Annotated in this window: 1 protein-coding gene; it reads left to right on the forward strand. The window is 69.6% G+C overall.

The annotated features are described in order from the left end of the window. Positions 1-753, forward strand: a 753-nt coding sequence (locus tag H9641_RS19790; RefSeq protein ID WP_263600621.1) for a pyridoxal-dependent decarboxylase, incomplete at its 5' end; no start/stop codon positions are given. Positions 754-894: the final 141 nt, after the last annotated feature.

Here is an 894-nt window from a genome sequence, read left to right on the forward strand (position 1 = left end):
ACCGGGATGTACGAGCCCGTCACGGAGATCGCGGCGGCCCTGGACCGCATCCAGGCCTCGACGGGGCTCGACGTCCCGATCCACGTGGACGGGGCGTCGGGCGCCATGATCGCGCCGTTCATCCAGCCGGACCTCGAGTGGGACTTCCGGGTCCCCCGGGTCGTGTCGATCAACACCTCGGGGCACAAGTACGGCCTGGTGTACCCGGGGCTGGGGTGGGTCGTGTGGCGCGACGTCCCCGCGCTCCCCGAGGACCTGATCTTCCGGGTCAGCTACCTGGGCGGCGACATGCCGACGTTCGCCCTCAACTTCTCCCGTCCCGGCGCCCAGGTGCTGCTCCAGTACTACCTGTTCCTGCGGCTCGGGTTCGACGGCTACCGCAAGGTCCAGCAGGCCTCGCAGGACGTCGCGCTCTACCTCTCGGGCGAGATCGCGAAGATGCCGGAGTTCGACCTGTGGAACGACGGGAGCGACATCCCCGTCTTCGCGTGGAGCATCGCGCAGGGGCACGGCACGTACTGGAACCTCTACCACCTGTCCGACCGCCTGCGGCTCAAGGGCTGGTTGGTCCCCGCCTATCCGATGCCGGTCGACCTCGAGGACCTGACGGTCCAGCGCATCGTGGTGCGCAACGGGCTCAGCATGGACCTCGCGCACAGCCTGATCGACGACCTGCGCACCGAGGTCGCCTACCTCGAGGCGCTGTCCGGACCCATGCCCGTCGAGGGGCAGCACCCGGGCTTCCACCACTGAGGGGGACACGATGGACACGGACAAGCCAGACGGCGGCGCCCGCACGACGACACCGGCCGGTGGGCCGTTCGTCCGGGCGGACGGAACCCACGCTCCCGGGGCGGAACATGTCACCCCGCACCCGTACGGCAAGGATCCGCA

Source organism: Oerskovia merdavium, from assembly GCF_014836755.1.
Classification (GTDB): Bacteria; Actinomycetota; Actinomycetes; order Actinomycetales; family Cellulomonadaceae; genus Oerskovia; species Oerskovia merdavium.